Here is a 19009-nt window from a genome sequence, read left to right as displayed (position 1 = left end):
TTCACCTCAGCGCCCTCCCTCGAAACTCAGCCGTCCAAGCCGGATATAGGCGATGGTGAGCAGGCCGATGATCAGGAACAGCAGCGTCGAGGCGGCCGAGCCATAGGCGAACTTGTCGAACTCGAACAGGTTCTCGCGCGCGAAGATCGACATCGACTTGGTCTGGACGTTGTTGGGCGTCAGCACATAGATCAGGTCGAAGATGCGCAGCGCATCGAGCGCGCGAAAAATCACCGCCACCATCACCGCCGGGCGGATCAGCGGCAGGGTCACGCGCCAGAAGATCTGCCAGGGGTTGGCGCCGTCGAGCTTCGCCACTTCCAGGATCTCGCGCGGCAGCATCTGCAGCGCCGCCAGGATCAGCAGCGCCATGAACGGCGTCGACTTCCAGATATCGACGATCAGCACCGCGACCATCGCGGTGTCGGCGCTGGCGGTCCAGGCGATCTTGCTGTCGATCAGGCCGAGATTGAGCAGCACGACATTGATGATGCCGAACTGATCGTTGAGCATCCACTGCCACATCTTGGCCGAGACGATGGTCGGGATCGCCCAGGGGACGAGGATCGCGGCGCGCACGATGCCGCGCCCCTTGAATTCGGCGTTGAGCGCCAGTGCGACGATCATGCCGAGCGCCGTCTCGCAGGCCACCGAAACCACGGCGAAGCGCACCGTGTTCCACACCGCCCGCCACCAGACCGGATCGACCAGCAGCCCGTCATAGAGGACCCGGCCGCTCGGCAGGGTGAGCACCGAGAAATAATTGTCGAAGCCCACCCATTGCCGCGCGTCGAGATCGGCCAGCGACGCATCGGTGAAGCCGTAATAGACCGTGCGCAGGAACGGCCAGCCGGCGACGATGGCGAGCACGAAGAGCATCGGCGCCAAAAACAGCCAAGCCGTGCGCACGCGCCGGCGCATCAGCGGCGATCGCCGTGCCGCGCTCACCAGCCCTTGCCCTTCAGCCTGGTCAGCCGCGCCTCGATATCGGCCAGATTGTCGGCGGCGGTGCCGTTCCCGGAGATCGTGTTGTGGACGGCGGTCCAGAACTGGCTCGATGCCTCGTTGTATTTGATCCTGGCGGTCGCCGAGGGACGCGGCTGCGCGTTGAGGAAGATCTCTTTCCAGCGCGGCACGATCGGCTGCTGCCTGGCGATGTCGGGGTCGTCATAGAGCGCCGCGATGGTCGGCAGGTTGGACGTCTTCAGCGTCCGGTATTTCTGCATCTCGGGCGACGCGATGAACTTGACCAGATCGATCGCGGCATCCGGATGTTTCGAATATTTGGACACGGCAAGGTTCCAGCCGCCCAGCGTCGCGACCGGATGCCCGCCTTCGCCGGCCGGCAGCGGCGCCACGTCGAACTTGCCCTTGATCGGCGAATTCTCGCTGTTGCCGAGCGCATAGGCATATGGCCAGTTGCGCATGAAGACCGCATTGCCGGTCTGCCAGACGCCCCGCGTTTCCTCCTCCTGATAGGCGAGCGCGCCCGGCGGCGCGATGGTGCCGATCCAGCCCTTGACCCTCTCGAGCGCCGCGGCCGCCTTCGGATTGTTGATGGAGATGCGGCCGTCCGGCTCGATGATCCCGCCGCCGCCATTCGACATCACCCATTCGAGCGCGTTGCAGGTCAGCCCCTCATAGGCATTGCCCTGGAAGACATAGCCCCAGAGGTCCTTGTTGCCGGCCGCCCGCTCCCTGTCCATGACGCGCTTCGCGGTGTCCTGCAATTCCTGCCAGGTTGTCGGCACCTTCAAGCCATATTTGTCGAGCAGATCCTTGCGGTAATAGAGCGCCGGCGCGTCGGTGAAGATCGGCAGCGCGACCAGCCTGCCGTTGACCGTCTGCGATTGGATGATCGATGGGAAATGCTTAGCCACCACATCCCTGGTCGCCTCGGTCAGGTCGACCAGCTGGCTGGCCAGCTGCGGCGCCCAGATGACGTCGGTCTGGTAGACGTCGATATCGCTGCTGCCGGCGGCAAGCCAGAGCCGGTATTGGCCGAACTGGTCGGTGGTCGAGGGCGGGATGACGACGATGCCGACCTTGTTGCCGCTCTTTTTCTCATAGAGGTCGAGGATCTCGCGCAGCACCTTGATGCCGTTGCCGGTGTCGCCCGACACGATCGACAGCTCCACGGCTCGCGCCTGGACAGCGCCCAGCAGGATGACGGCAGCCAACGCCAGGAACGCGGGAACAAATTTCACGGGATTGCGGGCCTCCCTCAGCGGCCGGCGGCGCCATTTCGGCGTCGCGGCTCATCAAGGCCCCTGCGATGAATGCGCGATGCCGCGTAGGGTTCCATGCGCTCACGCGCGCCGGTTCGGTCCGGCAGGTCGGTGAAGCCGCCTCGGTCAGCTTGACCGCGTCGGCGTCCTGCTTCCCTTCACCCGCTTCACGAAAGCGGACGGGCTCCGAAACCCCCGCCCCGGAGCCCGTCTGGGAGTGGCTGACGCATGCCGGCACAGCCCCCTCCGACGCCTTGCCAGCGTCGATCCGCCGATCGGCCGCCCGGCACGACGACGAATTAGCATGCCCTAACGTCAGCCTATGTGAAGGAGTTCACAATGCCGGGACGCTATTAACCTTCCCAGTCGACCGGGATCATGCCGAGCCGCTCATAGAGCCTCAAGGCCGCGGTGTTCTTCACCGTGTTCGTCTTGAGATCGACATGCGTCGCCCCGCGCTCGCGAAAAATAAGGAACACGTGCCGCATCAGCGCCTCGCCGATACCCTGCCTTCTGGACTCCGGATGGACGGCGAGGTCCTTGACGAAACCGGATGTCCAGCACAGCGCCGCGCCCGCAAGCAGCCCCTTGCCGTCGATGACGAGGAAACAGAGAGCGGGATCGAACTCGGCGTCGCCGGCAATGCGCGGCCACCAATCGTCGAACGGCCCGTCGGCGCCGTCGTCGAACACCTCTTCCAGCAGCGCGTGCAAAGCCTGCGCGTCACGATGTTCGAAAGCGCGCATGACGAAGCCTTCCGGCCAATGCGGCGCGGCGAGCGTATCGTCGAGCAGCTTGCGCAGGCGGATGTCGTTGGGAGCCGGCGGACGAGGCGTCGTGTTCTCATGCATGGCGCTGTCTCGAAACGCCGCGCGGACCGTCCGCTCAGGCGTCGGGTGGCAGGCGATGCCGCTTGCGGTCGGCGCCAAGTCCCGCCGCCTCGAGCAGGCCCTTGCGCTTGGCGTCGTAATAATAGCCGGTCTGGTAGAGCGTGTCGGCGCGCTTGGCGTTGCCGCCCGAGACCAGCCAGGCGCCACGCAGATATTTCACGGCGTATTTGAGATTGGTCTCGGCGTCGAACAGGCCGGTCGCCGGGCCGTCATAACCCATGCCGCGCGCCGTCGCGTGCTTGATCTGCATCAGTCCCCAATGGCCGTGATTATAGGCTTTCGGGTTGAAGGTGCTCTCGCGGTTGACGACATGGCGCACCAGTTCGACCGGTACTTCATAGAGCGCCGAATATTTCTCGATCAGCCGCTCGATCTCGCCGCGCGGGCCGCTGGCGTGCTGCTCGGGCTGGCCGGGCGCCGCCAGCAGAGCGGGGTTGTCCGGCGCCACGTAAGCAACCTGCTGGACACCGGGCATAGGGGCGATTTTCGCCGACTGGCCGGTGACCGGCATGGCGACTCCCGCGGTCGTATAGACCGCCGCCTGCTTGATGGATGCCGCTTGCTTGATGGATCCTGGGCCAGTCGGCGAGCCGCCGGCCGTCAGCACCGGCGGCGGCGGAAACTTGCCCGCCATCGGCGTCGCTCCGGCGAAGGCCGCGGGCTGAGCCAGCACCGCGCCGGGCTGGACAGGCGGCGGCAACAGCGCGCCTTGCGTCGCAAGCGCGCTTTGCGTCGCGAGCGCGCCAGGCGTGGCCGGCGCGCCGGGCGCGGTCGCCATGGCAACGGCATCCCCGGTAAGCGCGGCGGTCTGCACCTGCGCGAGGCCGGAAGGCTCCGGCAATACGGCCACCGTTTCGGGCAGCGCGACCGTCGGCGTGTCGTCCGCGACGGCAGGCGTCGAGGCTTCCGCAAGCGCGGGCGCGGCCTTCATTTGCGAGGTCGAGGTGCAGCCGCCCAGACTAGCAGCAGCAACGAGCACGCCGATCGCGGTGAATATGATTTTAGCTGGCAAGCCGTGAGGGTCCGGTTTGTCTGTCGTTAAGGAGTCCTTACACCAGCGATTCACACCCGGCAATCGGGGCCACCAGGCGGTTTTCGGGTGGCGGGAACAGGGTGGAAATGCCATATTGTTCTGGATATGTACTCGTATTTCACTGTTTTGCCGAAGGAAAACGCCATGAAACCCGCATCTGAGATCACGGCCGGCCACGCAGTGTTAGAAACAGTGATCGGCTTCATGGGCATCGCCTGGAGCGAGAAGGGCCTGATCCGGCTCTGCCTGCCCGAGCGCAGCCGCGAGGCGATCGAGCGCCGGCTGTTTCGTCACCAAGGCGTCTCGAGCTCAACCGACCAGCCGCAATGGGTGGTCGAGCTGATCGCCTCGATCAAGGCTTACGCTGCCGGCGAGGACGTCGACTTCTCCGGCGTGCCGGTCGACCTCGAAGGCGTCGACGATTTCCGCCTGGCCATCTATGACGCAGCGCGCAAGCTCCGCTTTGGCGAGACCACCACCTATGGCGAGCTGGCCAAGCGTGCCGGTCATGCCGGGCTTCCGCGCGAAACAGGAGCAGCGCTCGGCGCCAATCCGGTGCCGCTGGTCATTCCCTGCCACCGCATCCTGGCGGCCGGCGGCAAGATCGGCGGCTTCTCCGCGCCGGGCGGCTCGGCCACCAAGGAAAAGATGCTGGCCATGGAAGGCGTTCGCGTCGGCCCGCCGCCGGCCGCGCAGGCCTCGTTCGGGTTCTGAAGGGCGCTACCCGGCCCTTCACCCGCTCTCAGTCGTTGTGCAGGAACCGGCGGCGGAAACGCCGATCGAAGTCCGGCCGCTTGCAGACATAGACCATGCAGGACCTGGTATCGGCGCTCGGCACATAGGCGCGCGACCTCACCTCGCCCGCGTTGCAGAAGCGCTCGTCGCGCACATAGCGATCATAAAGCGGCAGCCCCGGCACCCGCGTCGACTGATAGCGCAGAATGACGGCGCCCTGTCTGGCGATCGTCGCCTGCACCCGGTCGCAGCTCATGCGCGTCGGATCATAGCGCGACACCGCCTGCGCCTCGGCGGCCAGCAGCAGGAAGCAGGCGGCAAGCAGAATGGCTTTCATGGTTCTCCTCCCTGGAACGGCGAGCATTTCATCTCTCCACAACGTGTGACCGGTGTCAAAACTTCCGTGCGCCGCTTCCAAACGCCTGAGGCTGCACGCCGGCAGCGCGCAAGCGAACGTCTTGTTTTCTTGCAAAAACTATCCTATATCCGAGGCATTGAATTTGGCCGATCGATCGGGCCGCGATCTTCGCGTTTGCTGACGTCTATCTCCAAAGTTTCGATACCGCCGGCCGGACATTGTCCGGTCAAACAAAAGCAAATGTGAAGGGCATTCTATATGGCAACTGGTACGGTCAAGTGGTTCAACGCCACCAAGGGCTACGGCTTCATCCAGCCTGACAATGGCGGCGCGGACGTTTTCGTCCACATCTCCGCTGTCGAGCGCGCTGGCATGACGAGCCTGGCTGAAGGCCAGAAAATCAACTTCGAGATCGAGCAGGACCGCCGTACCGGCAAGTCCGCCGCTGGGTCTCTGAGCAAGGCAGCCTGATTTGGCTTAAGCATTTTGCAGCGTGGCTTAACCGCCAAGCGCCGCGAAATGCGAGTAAGTAAGGCGCGCGCCGGACGAAGGTTCGGGGCGCGCGGCAAGTCACGGATGTACTGACGGTCGCGCGATAAGCGCGCCGGAGCGGAAAGACCGACAAGCTGGAACAGCAGATAGCTGCCAGCCCGGACCGGACGCTCCCGATCAGGCTACCGGCATAGGAAGGCGGGCAATGCCCGCCTTTTTGTTGTCTGGATTCCGGTGGATTGCCGTCTGGGTTGAATTGGTCCCACTGGTAGTACCATTTTAGCCCAACAGTGGTACTATCGACGCATGACTAAGCTTGAACAGATCGAAAAATCCGTCGCAGAACTCAGCCCCGAAGAGCTGAAGGCCTTTGCCGCCTGGTTCGAGGCGCTGCAGGCTGATTTGTGGGATAAGCAAATCGAGGCCGACGTGAAGGCGGGACGGCTGGACAAATTGCTAGCCGAAGCCCGCGCCGAGATAGCTGCCGGTAAGTTGCGCGACCTGTGAGGCACCGCGCTACAGCGAGCTTTTGGACAAAATACAACTCTCTGCCGAAATCTATTCGTCGCGTAGCCGACAAGAGCTTTGCGTTAATGAAGACTAATCCCCGACACCCGTCTCTGCATTTCAAAAAGGTGGGAGAACTCTGGTCGGCGAGAATAGACGACAATTACCGGGCCTTGGCCCTGGAAGGCGCCGATGGGTTCCACTGGATCTGGATCGGAAACCATGCCGAATACGATCGTCTCATTAAATAGCGTTCGGCATTGAATAGCCGCAAGATGATCACAGCGTAAGAAAGAATTACCCTACCCACTCGATCGGCACATGTCCCTTGTCCGCCTCGACCCGCTTCAGCCAGGCGGCGACCGCCCGATAGGCCTCGATCTGGAAGCCGCCCTTCTCGGCGGTGTGTGTGTAGGCATACAGCGCGATGTCGGCGACGCTATAGGAATTGCCCGCGAAGAATGCGTTCTGCTCCAGATGCCGGTTCATGACGCCCAGCGCCTTGTTGCCGCGCTCCAGCGTTAGCGCCAGCCGCTCCGGCGTGGCGTCCTTCGCCCGTTCCGGAAAGGTCAAAAGCGCCTTGCGCACCGCGATATAGGGCTCGTGGCTGTATTGTTCGAAGAACAGCCATTGGTAAGCCAGCGCGCGTTCGTATTTGTCGGCCGGCAGGAAGCGCGTTCCCTCGGCGAGATAAAGCAGGATGGCGTTGCTCTCGGCGATGCGCCTGCCGTCGTCGAGCTCCAGCATCGGCACCATCGCGTTCGGATTCTTGGCGACGTAGTCGGGTCTGCGCGTCTCACCGGTATGCGAGCTCACCTCGACCCGGGTGAAGGGGATGCCGAGCTTCGCCATCAACAGCCGCGGCTTGTAGCAATTGCCGCTGTCGGCCATGTCGTAAAGGATCATGCCTCTTGCCCTCTCCGAGTCTCGTGGGAACGCTCTAACGCGCGCGGCTAGGTCGCATCCAGTGATTTGTTTTTACGAAAAACCATCAGCGCCGCTGATAGGTCTTCCTGAGCATCAGCGTTGCTGGTGCAGGGGCACAACCTTGTTGCCGGCGTCGAGCAGGGCGTCGACGGAAAGCGGCTCTTCCTTGAAGATCGTGCCTGCGAGCGCCGGGCGGGCGAGATGGAAACCCTGCAGCAGGTCGGCGCCACCCTCGAGCGCGACGCGCAAGTGCTGGGCGTTCTCGATGCCCTCGACCAGGACTTTGGCGCCCCGCTCCTGCAGCATACCCACCAATGGCCGGAAGAAGCGCTCGGCGGCGGCGTGGCGGCAGAGCGCGCCGAACCAGGCGCCGTCGATCTTGACGATCTCGGGCGCCAGCAGATTGATGCGCGCTTCGGTGGAATGTCCGGTGCCGAAATCGTCGATGGCGATACGGATGCCATCGCGCCGCATTTCACGAACCAGGCTGGCAAGAACGTGATCGTCCGCCGCCTGTTCGGTGATCTCGCAGACCAGCAGGCCCGGCTCCAGCTCGAAATCGCCGAGATGCCTGGTCATCAGCCGGATTTCGGCCAGCGCCCGCCCGAGATGATCGTTGACCATCGGATTGTAGTTGAAGAACAGCGTGAGCCCCTCGAGGCCGATGTTGCGGTAATTGCGGAGATGCAGCATCCGGCACATCGTTTCGACAAACAGCCGGTCGGATGCGGGAACGCCGCCGAAGAAGTTCGACGGAGCCACCGGCTCGGCGATGCGGCGCGGCTCGATCAGCCCCTCGACGGCGACCGGCCTGAGCATCCTGTCCTCCGGCGCGAAGATCGGCTGATAGGCGCTCCACAGCCGGAATTCGCCGTAAATGCCGAACTGAAGGCCGATCTCGTCGGCGAAGATCGCCTCGGCGACATTGCGCCTCCTCTCCTGCCTTTCGTTCATGGCGCGACCTTGCGCCCGAATACCCTTGCCCGCCGCGACCGCTTCGCCGGAGCCGCAGGGCTTGCGGCAGCCGACACCGTGCTCTCTTCAGCCGGAGGCTGCACGAAGACGCGAAAGCTGGTGGGAGCAAGTTCGGGCCGGGCAAGCACATAGCCTTGCACCATGGAGGCGCCGGACTTCTCGGCAAGCTCCAGTTGCCAGCCTTCCTCGATACCTTCGAAGACGGTGCGGATACCCTGGGTTTCGAAGCCCTGCACCATCGCCGTCAGCAAAGCGAAGCCGGCGCCGGACTCCATCAGATGCGTGATCCACTGCGCATCGAACTTGACGATGTCGGGCTTCAGTTCCTGGATCCGATGGATGTCGGATTCATCGGCGCCGTAGTCGTCCACCGCGATGCGGAAGCCATTGGCCCTCAGCGCCTCGACAAAATCGTAGAGTGCTTCCTGCGAGGCCGACTTCTGCTCGGTAACCTCGCAGACGATGCGGCGCGGATCGATGCCGGCTTCGTGCAGCACCAGCCGCATATCGCGCAATGCCTTGTCGGCAATGCCGCGATCAGTGAAGACCGACGGGTCGAAATTGATGAAGATGGACGCCTCCTGCGGCAGGCAGGCACCGGCGTTCAGAAGATGCAGCGTGCGCGTCAGCGCCTCGATATGCAGCCGGTCGGCCGCCGGGCAGGTGCCGAAGAACGCCGACGGCGACTGCGGCTCGCCGTCGCGGAACGGCCGGATCAGCCCCTCGAAGGCGGCGACCGAAAGTTTGCCCTCCTTGAAGGCGAAGATCGGCTGGAACGCGCTCTGCAGCGTATAGATGCCCCAGACACCGGTCGAGGTGCCGTCATCATGACGGATGATGTGGGCAAGCCCGATGCTGCGCGACAAGGTTTCTCGCTCCGCGAATTGGCGCAATCCGATCTGCGATCCTGGCAGCCAAGGGTTTACCGGCCGTTGATGAATTTAGCGTTGCCGCTCACGCAGGCTGACTTTGGTCACGCCTCGTTGACCTCTGGCTCATCGCACAATGCTTGCGCTCCGCGCCATGATACGACATGAGAGGCGCCGCGGCCGCTCCTGGCCGCCTTTCCTAGGAGACTTTTTGTCATGGCCTTTCTCGCCGACGCCCTTTCCCGCGTTAAGCCTTCCGCGACCATCGCGGTGACGCAGAAAGCGCGCGAGCTGAAAAATGCCGGCCGTGACGTGATCGGCCTCGGCGCCGGCGAGCCGGACTTCGATACGCCAGACAACATCAAGAACGCGGCGATCGAGGCGATCCGCCGTGGCGAGACCAAGTACCCGCCGGTGTCGGGCATCGTGCCGCTGCGCGAGGCAATCGCGAAGAAATTCAAGCGCGAGAACAATCTCGATTACCGGCCGGAGCAGACCATCGTCGGCACCGGCGGCAAGCAGATCCTGTTCAACGCCTTCATGGCGACGCTGAACCCCGGCGACGAGGTCATCATTCCCCGCCCTTACTGGGTGAGCTACCCCGAAATGGTGGCGATCTGCGGCGGCACGTCGGTGTTCGCCGACACCTCGATCGACAACGGCTTCAAGCTCACGGCCGAGGTGCTGGAAAAGGCGATCACGCCGAAGACCAAATGGCTGCTGATGAATTCGCCGTCCAACCCGTCGGGCGCCGCCTACACGGAGGCCGAACTGCGGGCGCTGGCCGATGTTCTGCTCAAGCATCCGCATGTCTGGACGCTGACCGACGACATGTATGAGCATCTGACCTATGGCGACTTCGTCTTCAGGACCATCGCCGAGGTCGAGCCGAATCTTTACGAGCGGACGCTGACGATGAACGGCGTGTCGAAAGCCTATGCCATGACCGGCTGGCGCATCGGCTACGCCGCCGGCCCGGTGCCGCTGATCAAGGCGATGGACATGATCCAGGGCCAGCAGACCTCGGGTGCCTGCACCATCGCGCAATGGGCTTCCGTCGAGGCGCTCAACGGCCCACAGGATTTCATCGCGAAGAACAAGGCGATCTTCCAGGGCCGGCGCGACCTCGTCGTCTCGATGCTCAACCAGGCGCGCGGCATCTCCTGCCCCTCGCCCGAAGGCGCCTTCTACGTCTATCCGTCTTGCGCTGAGCTGATCGGCAAGAAGACGAAGTCCGGCAAGGTGATCGACACCGACGAAGCCTTCTGCTCGGAACTGCTCGACGCCGAAGGTGTGGCGGTGGTGTTCGGCTCGGCCTTCGGCCTCGGTCCGAATTTCCGCATCTCCTACGCGACCTCGGAAACCTTGCTGGAGGAAGCCTGCACGCGCATCCAGCGCTTCACCGCGTCCCTGACCTGAACGGCCGAGAAGCTCCGAACGCGAAGAAGCCGGCGTCACGCCGGGTTTTTTGTCAGAGGCTTGTCTCAGCCGCCATACTGCTCCGGTGTCACCGCTTCCAGCCACTCCGCATGGACGCCGTCCATCGCCTCCTGCATGGCGATATGGGTCATGGCGGTTTTCCATCCGGCGCCGTGCCAGTGCTTCTCGCCCGGCGCGAAGGAGATGACGTCCCCTGCCCTGATCGTCTGGATCGGCTCGCCCCAGGTCTGGGCAAGTCCGGCGCCGGCCGTGACATAGAGTGTCTGCCCAAGCGGATGCGTGTGCCAGTAAGTGCGCGCGCCGGGCTCGAAACTGACCAGCGTCGCCCGCAGCCGCGCCGGCGCTTCTTTCTCGATGATCGGCGTCTGCAGCACCCGCCCGGTGAAATAGGCCTCCGGCGCGATGATCGTCGGCACGCTGCCGCACGCAATGATCTTCATCGTTCAGATCCTCGAACTCGTTGGTCGTACAAGGGGCCGCGCTCGGCCTCTCGTGGAGCAGTCTCCTCCTGCGGACAGGCCATTGCAACGGCTTTGGGAAGTTGCCGGCGCGGCAGCTCCGGTAGCGCGCTCAGCCACCAGCATTTTCTATTTTAGAATGTCTGAATACCGTCATAAATCATTGCTTTTTAACCATAAAATCGCCGCCTCGATCCATCCGCCAGAGAACAGGTCAAGACGATCGCCGCGCTCAGCGTTTGTTAACGGCTGAGGTTCTAGCCATGGCGCGTGCTGTGGGGGCGCGGACATGAGTATCTTGGCGACAATCAAGGATCATAGCGGCCGTATCTATCGCGGCATCCAGGCTCTGCTCGTGATGAGCATCGCCTCCACCGGGCTCGCGGCTTTCGAGCTGACGGAGAACGCTTCCCGCGCCGGCGCGCTGACGATGTCGGCGGCATCGACCCTGTTGGCGCTTCTGGTCTTGATGTATATGCGCTCGAGCGTCGTCCAGCGCCTGCAATCGGCGGAGGATGCCGAAGCCGAGAAGCACCGCTTTCTCACCGTCGATGCCATGACCGGCGCCATGACCCGGCGCTATTTCATCGAAGCCCTGCGCGACCGGCTGGGCGGTTTGCGCAACCGTCGCCAGGCAAGCCTGCTTCTGATCGACCTCGATCATTTCAAGCAGCTCAACGACACGTTCGGCCATCAGTTCGGCGACCTGGCGCTGGCGCATCTGGTCGCGGAAGCGCAACGCATCTTCGAGGACGGCGTCATCGGCCGGCTCGGCGGCGACGAGTTCGGCGTCATGGTTCCACATGGCGACGTCGCCGTCATCAACAAGGACGTGCGCCGGCTGCTCGATGCGATGCGGGCCGGCAAAAGACATGAAGGCAAGATCATTCCGCTGTCGATCTCGGTGGGTGTGGCGCTTGCGCCGCTGCATGCTTCGAACGGCGCTGAGTTGATGCTGCTGGCCGACCTTGCGCTCTACGAAAGCAAGGCAGGCGGCCGCGGCCGCGTTACCGTCTTCGACGAGGAGATGCTGTCGGACAAGCGCTATCGCCGGCTGGTGGAACGCGAGCTGCGCGCCGCGATCTATCTCGGCGAGCTGGAACTGCATTACCAGCCGATCGTCGATCCCGACGGCTCGGTCGACGCGCTGGAGGGATTGATCCGCTGGCGCCATCCCGTGCGCGGCTTGATCTCGCCGGCGGAATTCATCCCGATCGCCGAGCGCTCGACGCTGATCGACATGATCGGCGAATGGGTCTTCAAGCGCGCCTGTGCCGATATCGGGCATTTTCCCGAGCGGCGCATCTCGATCAACGTCTCCGGCGAGCAGCTGAAGCGCGATGAGATCGTGACGATGTGCGACAGGATCCTGCGCGAAACCGGCCGGTCCGCCTCGCAATTCATCATCGAGATCACCGAGACGGTGGCGACAGCCGCGACGCCGGAGGTGCTGAGGCGCCTGGAGGCGCTGCGCGGCCTCGGCTTCCACATCGCGCTCGACGACTTCGGCACTGGACATTGCGGTTTCAACTATCTGAAGTCGCTGCCCATCGACAGCGTCAAGATCGACCGCTCCTATATCCGCAGCCTCGCCCATGACCAGGTGGCGCAGATCTTCGTCTCGGCGCTTGCCCAGATCGCCCGCATCCAGGAGATCGCCATCGTCGCGGAAGGCGTCGAGACCGAGCAGGAATTCACCCTCGCCCGAGCGGCCGGCTGCAGCCGCTTCCAGGGCTATTTCTTCGGCAAGCCGGCACCACGCGACAAGGCAAGCGCCTTGTGTGTCGCCGGCCGCAAGCCGCTCGCCCTCACGGCCTGACGAACAACAAATGGCGGCCTGACAAACCCAAGCCGGCGAAAATCCTATTTCTCTTGCCCTCCCGGCGAACCCGTGTGACGATGGCCTTGGGAAGGGGTGAATAAACCCCGCCCGCGACGGCCGAACAGGCCGGCCGCCGCTCTGCACAGGGTGCGATCGGAGCAAAAACCGGTTTCCACTTTTGCTGATCGCTCTCTTGGGAAACGCCTGAGTGGAGGTCAGCCATGGGTACTCGCGCCGGAGGACGACGCACGGGACCGAAATGCATCGCCATAGTCGGTCCCTTTGCAAGCGGTAAGACGACACTTCTCGAAGCAATCCTCGCCCGCACGGGCGCCATTCCCCGCCAGTCATCCGTTTCATCGGGCAACACCGTCTCCGATCATTCGCCCGAAGCCCGCGCCCACGCCATGAGCGTCGAGGCGACCTTCGCCACCACCGATTTCATGGGCGAGCAGATCACCTTCGTCGATTGCCCCGGCTCCATCGAATTCGCCTTCGAGGCCGAACCCGTGCTTGCCGCTTGCGACCTTGCGGTCGTCGTCGCCGAGGCCGACGAGAAGAAGATCCCGGCGCTGCAGCTGATCATGCGCAAGCTCGACGATCTCGCCATTCCGCGCATCCTGTTTCTGAACAAGGTCGACAAGGCGATTGCGGGCGTGCGCGAGACGCTGAAGATGCTGCAGCCGGCAAGTTCGGTGCCGCTGCTCTTACGCCAGATTCCGGTGCGCAAGGACGGCATCGTCATCGGCTCGATCGATCTGGCGCTGGAACGCGCCTACATCTATCGCGAATATGCCGAAAGCCAGGTCGCCGAGATCCCGAACGACGACAAGGCGCGCGAGCTGGAAGCGCGTTTCTCCATGCTGGAGACATTAGCCGATCACGACGATCACCTGATGGAGCAATTGCTGGAGGAGATCGAGCCGCCGAAGGACGCGATCTTCGACGATCTCTCGGCTGACCTGCGCGCCGGCGCGGTGACGCCGGTGCTGATCGGCACGGCAGAAAAGGGCAATGGCGTGCTGCGCCTGTTGAAAGCAATTCGCCACGACGCGCCGGACGTCGAGGCGACGAGGAAGCGCCTCGGCGCGCCGGAAAGCCAGACGGTGGTGCAGGTGATGAAGACCATCCACACGGCGCATGGCGGCAAGCTTTCGGTATCGCGCGTGCTTTCAGGCCAACTGGTCGACGCCGCCGAGCTTTTCCTGTCCAACGGTGACACGACGAAGGTCTCCGGCATCTACAGGATGCTCGGCAAGGACCAGATCAAGCAGACATCGGCCAAGGCGGGCGACACCGTCGCGCTCGGCAAGCTCGACAACGTCAAGACCGGCCAGACGTTGAGTTCGGCCAAGGGCGGTATCCGGCCACTGGTCACGCTCGAGCCGCCACAGCCCGTCTTCGCCTTCGCGCTTCGCCCCAAGGAGCGCAAGGACGAGGTCAAGATGTCGGCCGCGATCCAGCGGCTGGCCGAGGAGGACCCTTCGCTCAGCCTGCGTCACAATCAGGATTCGGCCGAGACCGTGCTGTCGGGCCACGGCGAGATGCATCTGCGCGTGGTGCGCGAGCGCCTTGAGGGCAAGAACCAGATTCCGATCGAGGGCCATGCCCCGGCGGTGCCCTACCGCGAGACGATCCGCAAATCGGCGCAGCAGCGCGGCCGCCACAAGAAGCAGTCCGGCGGCCACGGCCAGTTCGGCGACGTGGTGATCGAGATCAAGCCGCTGCCGCGCGGCTCCGGCTTCCAGTTCTCCGACACCATCACCGGCGGCGTGGTGCCGAAGACATACATCCAGTCGGTCGAGACCGGCATTCGCGACTATCTGAAGACCGGCCCGCTCGGCTTCCCGGTCGTCGACGTCGCCGTCAACCTGTCGGACGGCTCCTACCATGCGGTCGACTCCTCGGACATGGCCTTCCAGATGGCGGCCAAGCTGGCGATGAAGGAAGGCATGGCCGCCTGCTCGCCGGTCCTGCTGGAGCCGATCATGAAGGTCGAGATCGTCACGCCTTCCGACGCGACCTCGAAGATCATCGCGCTGATCCCGCAGCGGCGCGGCCAGATCCTCGGCTATGACGCGCGGCCGGACTGGCCAGGCTGGGACGTTGTCGAAGCGACAATGCCGCAGGCCGAAATCGGTGACTTGATCATCGAGCTGCGCTCGGCGACCGCCGGCGTCGCCAGCTACAAGGCCGCTTTCGACCATATGGCCGAGCTCACCGGCAGGCTCGCCGACGAGGCGATGAACGCGAATGGCAAGGCCGCCTGAACAGGTCGGCCTGCCTGACTGTTGGAGATATGCAAACGGCGTCCGGATGATCCGGACGCCGTTCTATTGCGGACCGTATTCCTGGGAGGCAACGGCTGGTCCGCCGCATCCGGAAAAATGGTTCGGACGCGGTAGCTGCCTGAGCCCGGCCATTTCGAGTGATGCCCCCATCTCTCGAACCGACCAACCGCGTCCTATGCTCTGGTTAAACCATAGACTGCGTCTGCGACATGTTACCCGATGTTACATGTCACTGTTACGTGTCGGATTCGGTCGTGTTTTTGCCGGCTCGAAGGCATGCGGGCAACAAAAAAGCCGGATCAATAAAGATCCGGCTGAGTTTGATTGGAAGTGCCGATTAGGGCTAACCTCCAGAGGGGAACACTCGAGGGCGCTAATGGGAGGAGAACGCGCCCCAGAGATGTGGCTACATATGTGCTCATCATGCCCAAGAAACAAGCATCTATTTTGCAACACACGCATGCAAAAAGACGCAGGCTGTGGTCCAACCTATTCCAGAAAGCCATAGGACCAGGAAAATCGCGGATTTCAAGCCGTTTCCTGATCTAAAGCGACTGCTTAAATGCCAAATCAAGCCGATTTTGCTCCGAAATATAGGCGACTCGGCAAATGATGCCGATTTCGGCATGCCGAGATTATTTTTGCGGCAGGGGATCGATGATGCGGACTTTTTCAGCAATCGCCGGCAGCGCCCTGTTCTTTGTGGTCGCGCCGGGCGTTGTCGCCGGACTGATGCCCTGGCTGCTGAACGACCATTATCGCAAACCTCTGGCGACTGTGCCGGGCGTCGTGGCCGCGGGCTGTATTCTCGTGATCGTGGCAGCTGCGATCCTGCTGCACGCCTTCGCTCGTTTTGCCCTCGAAGGGCTGGGCACGCCCTCCCCTGTGGCGCCGACGGAGAAATTGGTCGTGGGCGGCATCTACCGCCATGTCCGCAACCCGATGTACGTGGCCGTGCTGGCGATCCTCCTCGGCCAGGCACTGATCTTTTCGAGCTGGACGGTCCTGGTCTACGGCCTCATCGCCGCGGCGGCGATGATCTCCTTCGTCAAGCTCTATGAAGAGCCGACGCTCGCCAGCCGCTATGGCGAAGAATACGAGGCCTATCGCCGCGCCGTGCCCGGCTGGCTGCCTCGGCTGACGCCATGGCGCGGATAAACCGCGCTGAGGGTGCGCCGAGATTCAGGTCAGGCCGAGTCGAAATGGTGGTTTCCGAGAACCGGAGCGGAGCGTACTTGAAGTACGTGAGCACCGGAAGCGCAGGAAGCCGCCATTTGCAGGCCGGCCTCACCTGAATATCGGCGCACCCTAATAAGACCAGCTACGCGCCTTCGCGATGACAAAATCGCGAAAAACGTGCAGCTTCGCCTGGTTCTTCATCGCGTCGGGATAGGCGAAATAGGTGTCGAAGGACGGCACTTCGGTCTCCGGCAGCAGCTGCACCAGGTTCGAGTCCTTGTTGATCACATAGTCCGGCAGCATGGCGATGCCCGCGCCGCCCTGCACCGCCCGCTTGATCGACAGGATGTCGTTGATCTGCAGCGTCGGCACCCGCTGCGCGCCCTCGAAATCGCCGACTGTCTCCAGCCAGTTCAGCTCCGACAGATGCGAAGGCACCGGCACGCCGAAGGTGACAATGCGATGGTTCCTGAGCTCCGCGATCGAGGCCGGCCTGCCGAACTTGGCGATATAGGACGGCGCCGCGTAGAGGTGGAAATGCACTGTGAACAGTCGCCGCTGGATAAGGTCGGGTTGCTGCGGCTGGCGCAGCCGGATCGCGCAATCGGCCTGGCGCATGGTGAGGTCTAGCTCCTCATTGGCCAGGATCAGCTGCAGGCTGATCTCGGGATAGAGTTCGATGAATTCCTGCACGCGCTCGGTCAGCCAGCCGGCGCCCAGTCCCACCGTGGTCGTCACGCGGAGCACGCCCGACGGCCGGTCCTTGGTCTCGGTCAGCCGGGTCTTGATGGTTTCCAGCTTCATCAGCACGTCATGCGCCGTGCGGAACAGCATCTCGCCTTGCTCGGTCAGCACCAGGCCACGCGCATGACGATGGAACAGCGCGACGCCGACATCATGCTCCAGCGCGCTGACCTGCCGCGATATAGCCGATTGCGACAGATGCAGCGTCTCGGCGGCATGGGTGAACGACCCAGCCTCCGCCGCTGCGTGAAATACGCGTAGCTTGTCCCAGTCCAGCGCCATGATTCCCCTCGCGTTGCATTTGGCGTCTGAATGAAAAATCAGGCTTTTAAACGGCTTTTTTCAGCCGAGTTGTCACTCCGCCGCTTCGCGGTGAACCTCGATGCCCGCCAGATATTTTTCGGCCTCGAGCGCCGCCATGCAGCCAAGCCCCGCAGCCGTCACCGCTTGGCGGTAGACATCGTCGGTGACATCGCCGGCCGCGAACACGCCAGGCACGTCGGTGCGGGTCGAATCGGGTGCCGTCCACAGATAGCCGTTCGGCTTCTGCTTCAGCTTGCCGACGAACAGCTCGACCGCCGGCGCATGGCCGATCGCGACGAACACGCCGTCGACCGGCAGCTTCGATTCCTGGCCGGTCACTACGTTGCGCAGCGTCAGGCCTTCGACGGAAGGCGGCAACGGCGCCTTGCCTGGACGTCCGGTGATCTCGTCCACCACCGTGTCCCAGATGACGCGGACATTGTCCTTCGCCAGCAGCCGCTCGCGCAGGATGCGCTCGGCGCGGAAATCGCTGCGCCTATGGATGACGGTGACGCTTTTGGCGAGGTTCGACAGATAGAGCGCTTCCTCGACAGCGGAATTGCCGCCGCCCACCACCGCGACGTCCTTGCCGCGATAGAAGAAGCCGTCGCAGGTGGCGCAGGCCGAAACGCCGAAGCCCATGAAGGCCTGCTCCGACGGGATGCCCAGCCACTTGGCCTGCGCGCCGGTGGCGATGATCAGCGCGTCGGCCGTGTAGACCGTGCCGGAATCACCGGTGGCGCGGAACGGCCGCACATTGAGGTCGACCTCGGTAATGATGTCGTTGATGATATCGGTGCCGACATGCTCGGCCTGCGCCAGCATCTGGCTCATCAGCCAGGGTCCCTGGATCGGATCGGCGAAGCCCGGATAATTCTCGACGTCGGTGGTGATCATCAATTGGCCGCCCTGCTGCAGGCCGGCGACCAGCATCGGCTTCAGCATGGCGCGGGCGGCATAGATCGCCGCCGTGTAGCCGGCCGGGCCGGAACCGATGATGAGAACGGGCGCATGTTTGGTGTTCATGAAAGTCCCCTGCGGCGCGCGGCCGTGGTTTTGTCGAGGTTAATGTAAGGGTTGCCAACCATGGCAGCAAGACGAACGGACCGTCGTCCCCGGAAAGCTGCCGTCAGCCGGATATTCGCAAAATCGCAGCTTTCGTTCCTCTAAAAATCGCGTCGATGAGGGGCTGGCGCGGACACAAAAGTCGTTTAATTACAAATTCGCGAAAGATTCTTGCGCAAAGCTGAGACCGCCATGCCGCTGAAAGCCGATCTCGACGCCATCGACTGGAAGATCCTGCGCGAATTGCAGAGCGACGGGCGCATGACCAATGTCGAGTTGTCGAGCCGGGTCGGCATCTCGGCGCCGCCTTGCCTGCGCCGCGTCAGACGGCTGGAAGAAGCCGGCATCATCCGCGGTTACCGCGCGCTCCTCAACGCGCCGGCGCTCGGCATGGATGTCGTCGCCTTCTGCCTGATCGGCCTGCATCATCAGGCCGATGCCGAGCTGAAGACCTTCGCCGAACGCACGCGCGGCTGGCCGATCGTGCGCGACGCCTGGATGGTCTCGGGCGAATCCGATTTCCTGCTGCACTGCGTGGCAAGCGACCTCGGCACCTTCCAGACCTTCGTCATCGAGGAACTGGCTTCGGCCCCGAATGTGGACACGGTGCGCACCGCCTTGACCATCCGCCGCGTCAAGGATGAGGGGCTGGTGGCCTTTCAAACTTGATGTGCCGGCTTCCGGAAATTCCGC

Annotated in this window: 19 protein-coding genes; 8 read left to right on the top strand and 11 right to left on the bottom strand. The window is 63.4% G+C overall.

Translation table 11 applies throughout. The features are described 5' to 3' along the window. Positions 1 to 6 precede the first annotated feature (6 nt). The 4 genes from E5X34_RS23065 to E5X34_RS23050 form a co-directional block, all read right to left on the bottom strand. Positions 7 to 921, bottom strand: a complete 915-nt coding sequence (locus E5X34_RS23065; RefSeq protein ID WP_292569429.1) for a sugar ABC transporter permease — start codon at positions 919 to 921, stop codon at positions 7 to 9. Between the two features lie 23 nt (positions 922 to 944). After that, the gene (locus E5X34_RS23060; RefSeq protein ID WP_292569308.1) at positions 945 to 2207 is read right to left on the bottom strand and encodes an ABC transporter substrate-binding protein; all 1263 of its coding nucleotides are present in this window, start codon (positions 2205 to 2207) and stop codon (positions 945 to 947) included. Positions 2208 to 2581: 374 nt separating this feature from the next. Then, a complete protein-coding gene (locus tag E5X34_RS23055; protein WP_292569426.1) occupies positions 2582 to 3079 on the bottom strand; it encodes an N-acetyltransferase in 498 nt (165 codons plus the stop codon). A gap of 34 nt (positions 3080 to 3113) precedes the next feature. Beyond that, positions 3114 to 4130, bottom strand: a complete 1017-nt coding sequence (locus tag E5X34_RS23050; protein WP_292569305.1) for a lytic transglycosylase domain-containing protein — start codon at positions 4128 to 4130, stop codon at positions 3114 to 3116. 165 nt (positions 4131 to 4295) lie between these two features. On the opposite strand from E5X34_RS23050, the gene E5X34_RS23045 reads away from it, so the two are divergent. Continuing rightward, complete coding sequence (locus E5X34_RS23045) at positions 4296 to 4865, top strand: methylated-DNA--[protein]-cysteine S-methyltransferase (RefSeq protein WP_292569302.1); 570 nt, start codon at positions 4296 to 4298, stop codon at positions 4863 to 4865. 28 nt (positions 4866 to 4893) lie between these two features. On the opposite strand, the gene E5X34_RS23040 is transcribed toward E5X34_RS23045, so the two are convergent. Then, positions 4894 to 5223 (bottom strand): hypothetical protein, encoded by a 330-nt coding sequence (locus tag E5X34_RS23040; protein WP_292569299.1) that lies wholly within the window; start codon positions 5221 to 5223, stop codon positions 4894 to 4896. Between the two features lie 279 nt (positions 5224 to 5502). Here E5X34_RS23040 and E5X34_RS23035 point away from each other — a divergent pair, with 279 nt between their 5' ends. Together E5X34_RS23035 and E5X34_RS23030 are read left to right on the top strand one after the other, a co-directional pair. Continuing rightward, positions 5503 to 5715 (top strand): cold-shock protein, encoded by a 213-nt coding sequence (locus tag E5X34_RS23035; protein ID WP_027168154.1) that lies wholly within the window; start codon positions 5503 to 5505, stop codon positions 5713 to 5715. A 327-nt stretch (positions 5716 to 6042) separates the two neighbouring features. Further along, a complete protein-coding gene (locus E5X34_RS23030) occupies positions 6043 to 6243 on the top strand; it encodes a hypothetical protein (protein ID WP_292569296.1) in 201 nt (66 codons plus the stop codon). A gap of 297 nt (positions 6244 to 6540) precedes the next feature. Here the strand turns inward: E5X34_RS23030 and E5X34_RS23020 are convergent, their stop codons facing one another. The 3 genes from E5X34_RS23020 to E5X34_RS23010 all read right to left on the bottom strand — a co-directional run bounded on the left by E5X34_RS23020 (position 6541) and on the right by E5X34_RS23010 (position 9011). After that, entirely contained in the window at positions 6541 to 7149 is a 609-nt protein-coding gene (locus E5X34_RS23020) for a glutathione S-transferase family protein (protein WP_292569290.1), read from the bottom strand. Positions 7150 to 7263: 114 nt separating this feature from the next. Next, positions 7264 to 8124, bottom strand: a complete 861-nt coding sequence (locus E5X34_RS23015) for an EAL domain-containing protein (RefSeq protein WP_292569286.1) — start codon at positions 8122 to 8124, stop codon at positions 7264 to 7266. Then, entirely contained in the window at positions 8121 to 9011 is an 891-nt protein-coding gene (locus E5X34_RS23010) for an EAL domain-containing protein (RefSeq protein ID WP_292569283.1), read from the bottom strand. Before E5X34_RS23010 ends, E5X34_RS23015 begins: the two co-directional genes overlap by 4 nt. A 219-nt stretch (positions 9012 to 9230) precedes the next feature. Here E5X34_RS23010 and E5X34_RS23005 point away from each other — a divergent pair, with 219 nt between their 5' ends. Then, positions 9231 to 10433: a pyridoxal phosphate-dependent aminotransferase gene (locus E5X34_RS23005; protein ID WP_292569280.1), complete on the top strand. Its 1203-nt coding sequence runs from the start codon at positions 9231 to 9233 to the stop codon at positions 10431 to 10433. A 65-nt stretch (positions 10434 to 10498) separates the two neighbouring features. Here the strand turns inward: E5X34_RS23005 and E5X34_RS23000 are convergent, their stop codons facing one another. Continuing rightward, positions 10499 to 10894 (bottom strand): cupin domain-containing protein, encoded by a 396-nt coding sequence (locus tag E5X34_RS23000; protein ID WP_292569277.1) that lies wholly within the window; start codon positions 10892 to 10894, stop codon positions 10499 to 10501. 307 nt (positions 10895 to 11201) lie between these two features. Here E5X34_RS23000 and E5X34_RS22995 point away from each other — a divergent pair, with 307 nt between their 5' ends. The 3 genes from E5X34_RS22995 (at position 11202) to E5X34_RS22985 (ending at position 16183) form a co-directional block, all read left to right on the top strand. Beyond that, complete coding sequence (locus tag E5X34_RS22995) at positions 11202 to 12731, top strand: EAL domain-containing protein (RefSeq protein ID WP_292569274.1); 1530 nt, start codon at positions 11202 to 11204, stop codon at positions 12729 to 12731. A gap of 224 nt (positions 12732 to 12955) precedes the next feature. Beyond that, the gene (locus E5X34_RS22990) at positions 12956 to 15004 is read left to right on the top strand and encodes an elongation factor G (RefSeq protein WP_292569271.1); all 2049 of its coding nucleotides are present in this window, start codon (positions 12956 to 12958) and stop codon (positions 15002 to 15004) included. A gap of 681 nt (positions 15005 to 15685) precedes the next feature. Continuing rightward, complete coding sequence (locus E5X34_RS22985; protein WP_292569268.1) at positions 15686 to 16183, top strand: isoprenylcysteine carboxylmethyltransferase family protein; 498 nt, start codon at positions 15686 to 15688, stop codon at positions 16181 to 16183. 150 nt (positions 16184 to 16333) lie between these two features. Here the strand turns inward: E5X34_RS22985 and E5X34_RS22980 are convergent, their stop codons facing one another. Both E5X34_RS22980 and trxB read right to left on the bottom strand, forming a co-directional pair. Continuing rightward, positions 16334 to 17230 (bottom strand): LysR family transcriptional regulator, encoded by an 897-nt coding sequence (locus E5X34_RS22980; RefSeq protein ID WP_042646207.1) that lies wholly within the window; start codon positions 17228 to 17230, stop codon positions 16334 to 16336. A 72-nt stretch (positions 17231 to 17302) separates the two neighbouring features. Further along, a complete protein-coding gene (trxB, locus tag E5X34_RS22975; protein WP_292569265.1) occupies positions 17303 to 18277 on the bottom strand; it encodes a thioredoxin-disulfide reductase in 975 nt (324 codons plus the stop codon). Positions 18278 to 18508: 231 nt separating this feature from the next. Between trxB and E5X34_RS22970 the strand changes: the two genes are divergently transcribed. Then, on the top strand, positions 18509 to 18985 hold the full coding sequence (locus E5X34_RS22970) for an Lrp/AsnC family transcriptional regulator (protein WP_126081712.1): 477 nt from the start codon (positions 18509 to 18511) through the stop codon (positions 18983 to 18985). Positions 18986 to 19009 lie beyond the last annotated feature (24 nt).

This window comes from Mesorhizobium sp. (assembly GCF_004963255.1).
Taxonomy (GTDB): Bacteria; Pseudomonadota; Alphaproteobacteria; order Rhizobiales; family Rhizobiaceae; genus Mesorhizobium.
This window is presented reverse-complemented; position numbering and strand designations above follow the sequence as displayed.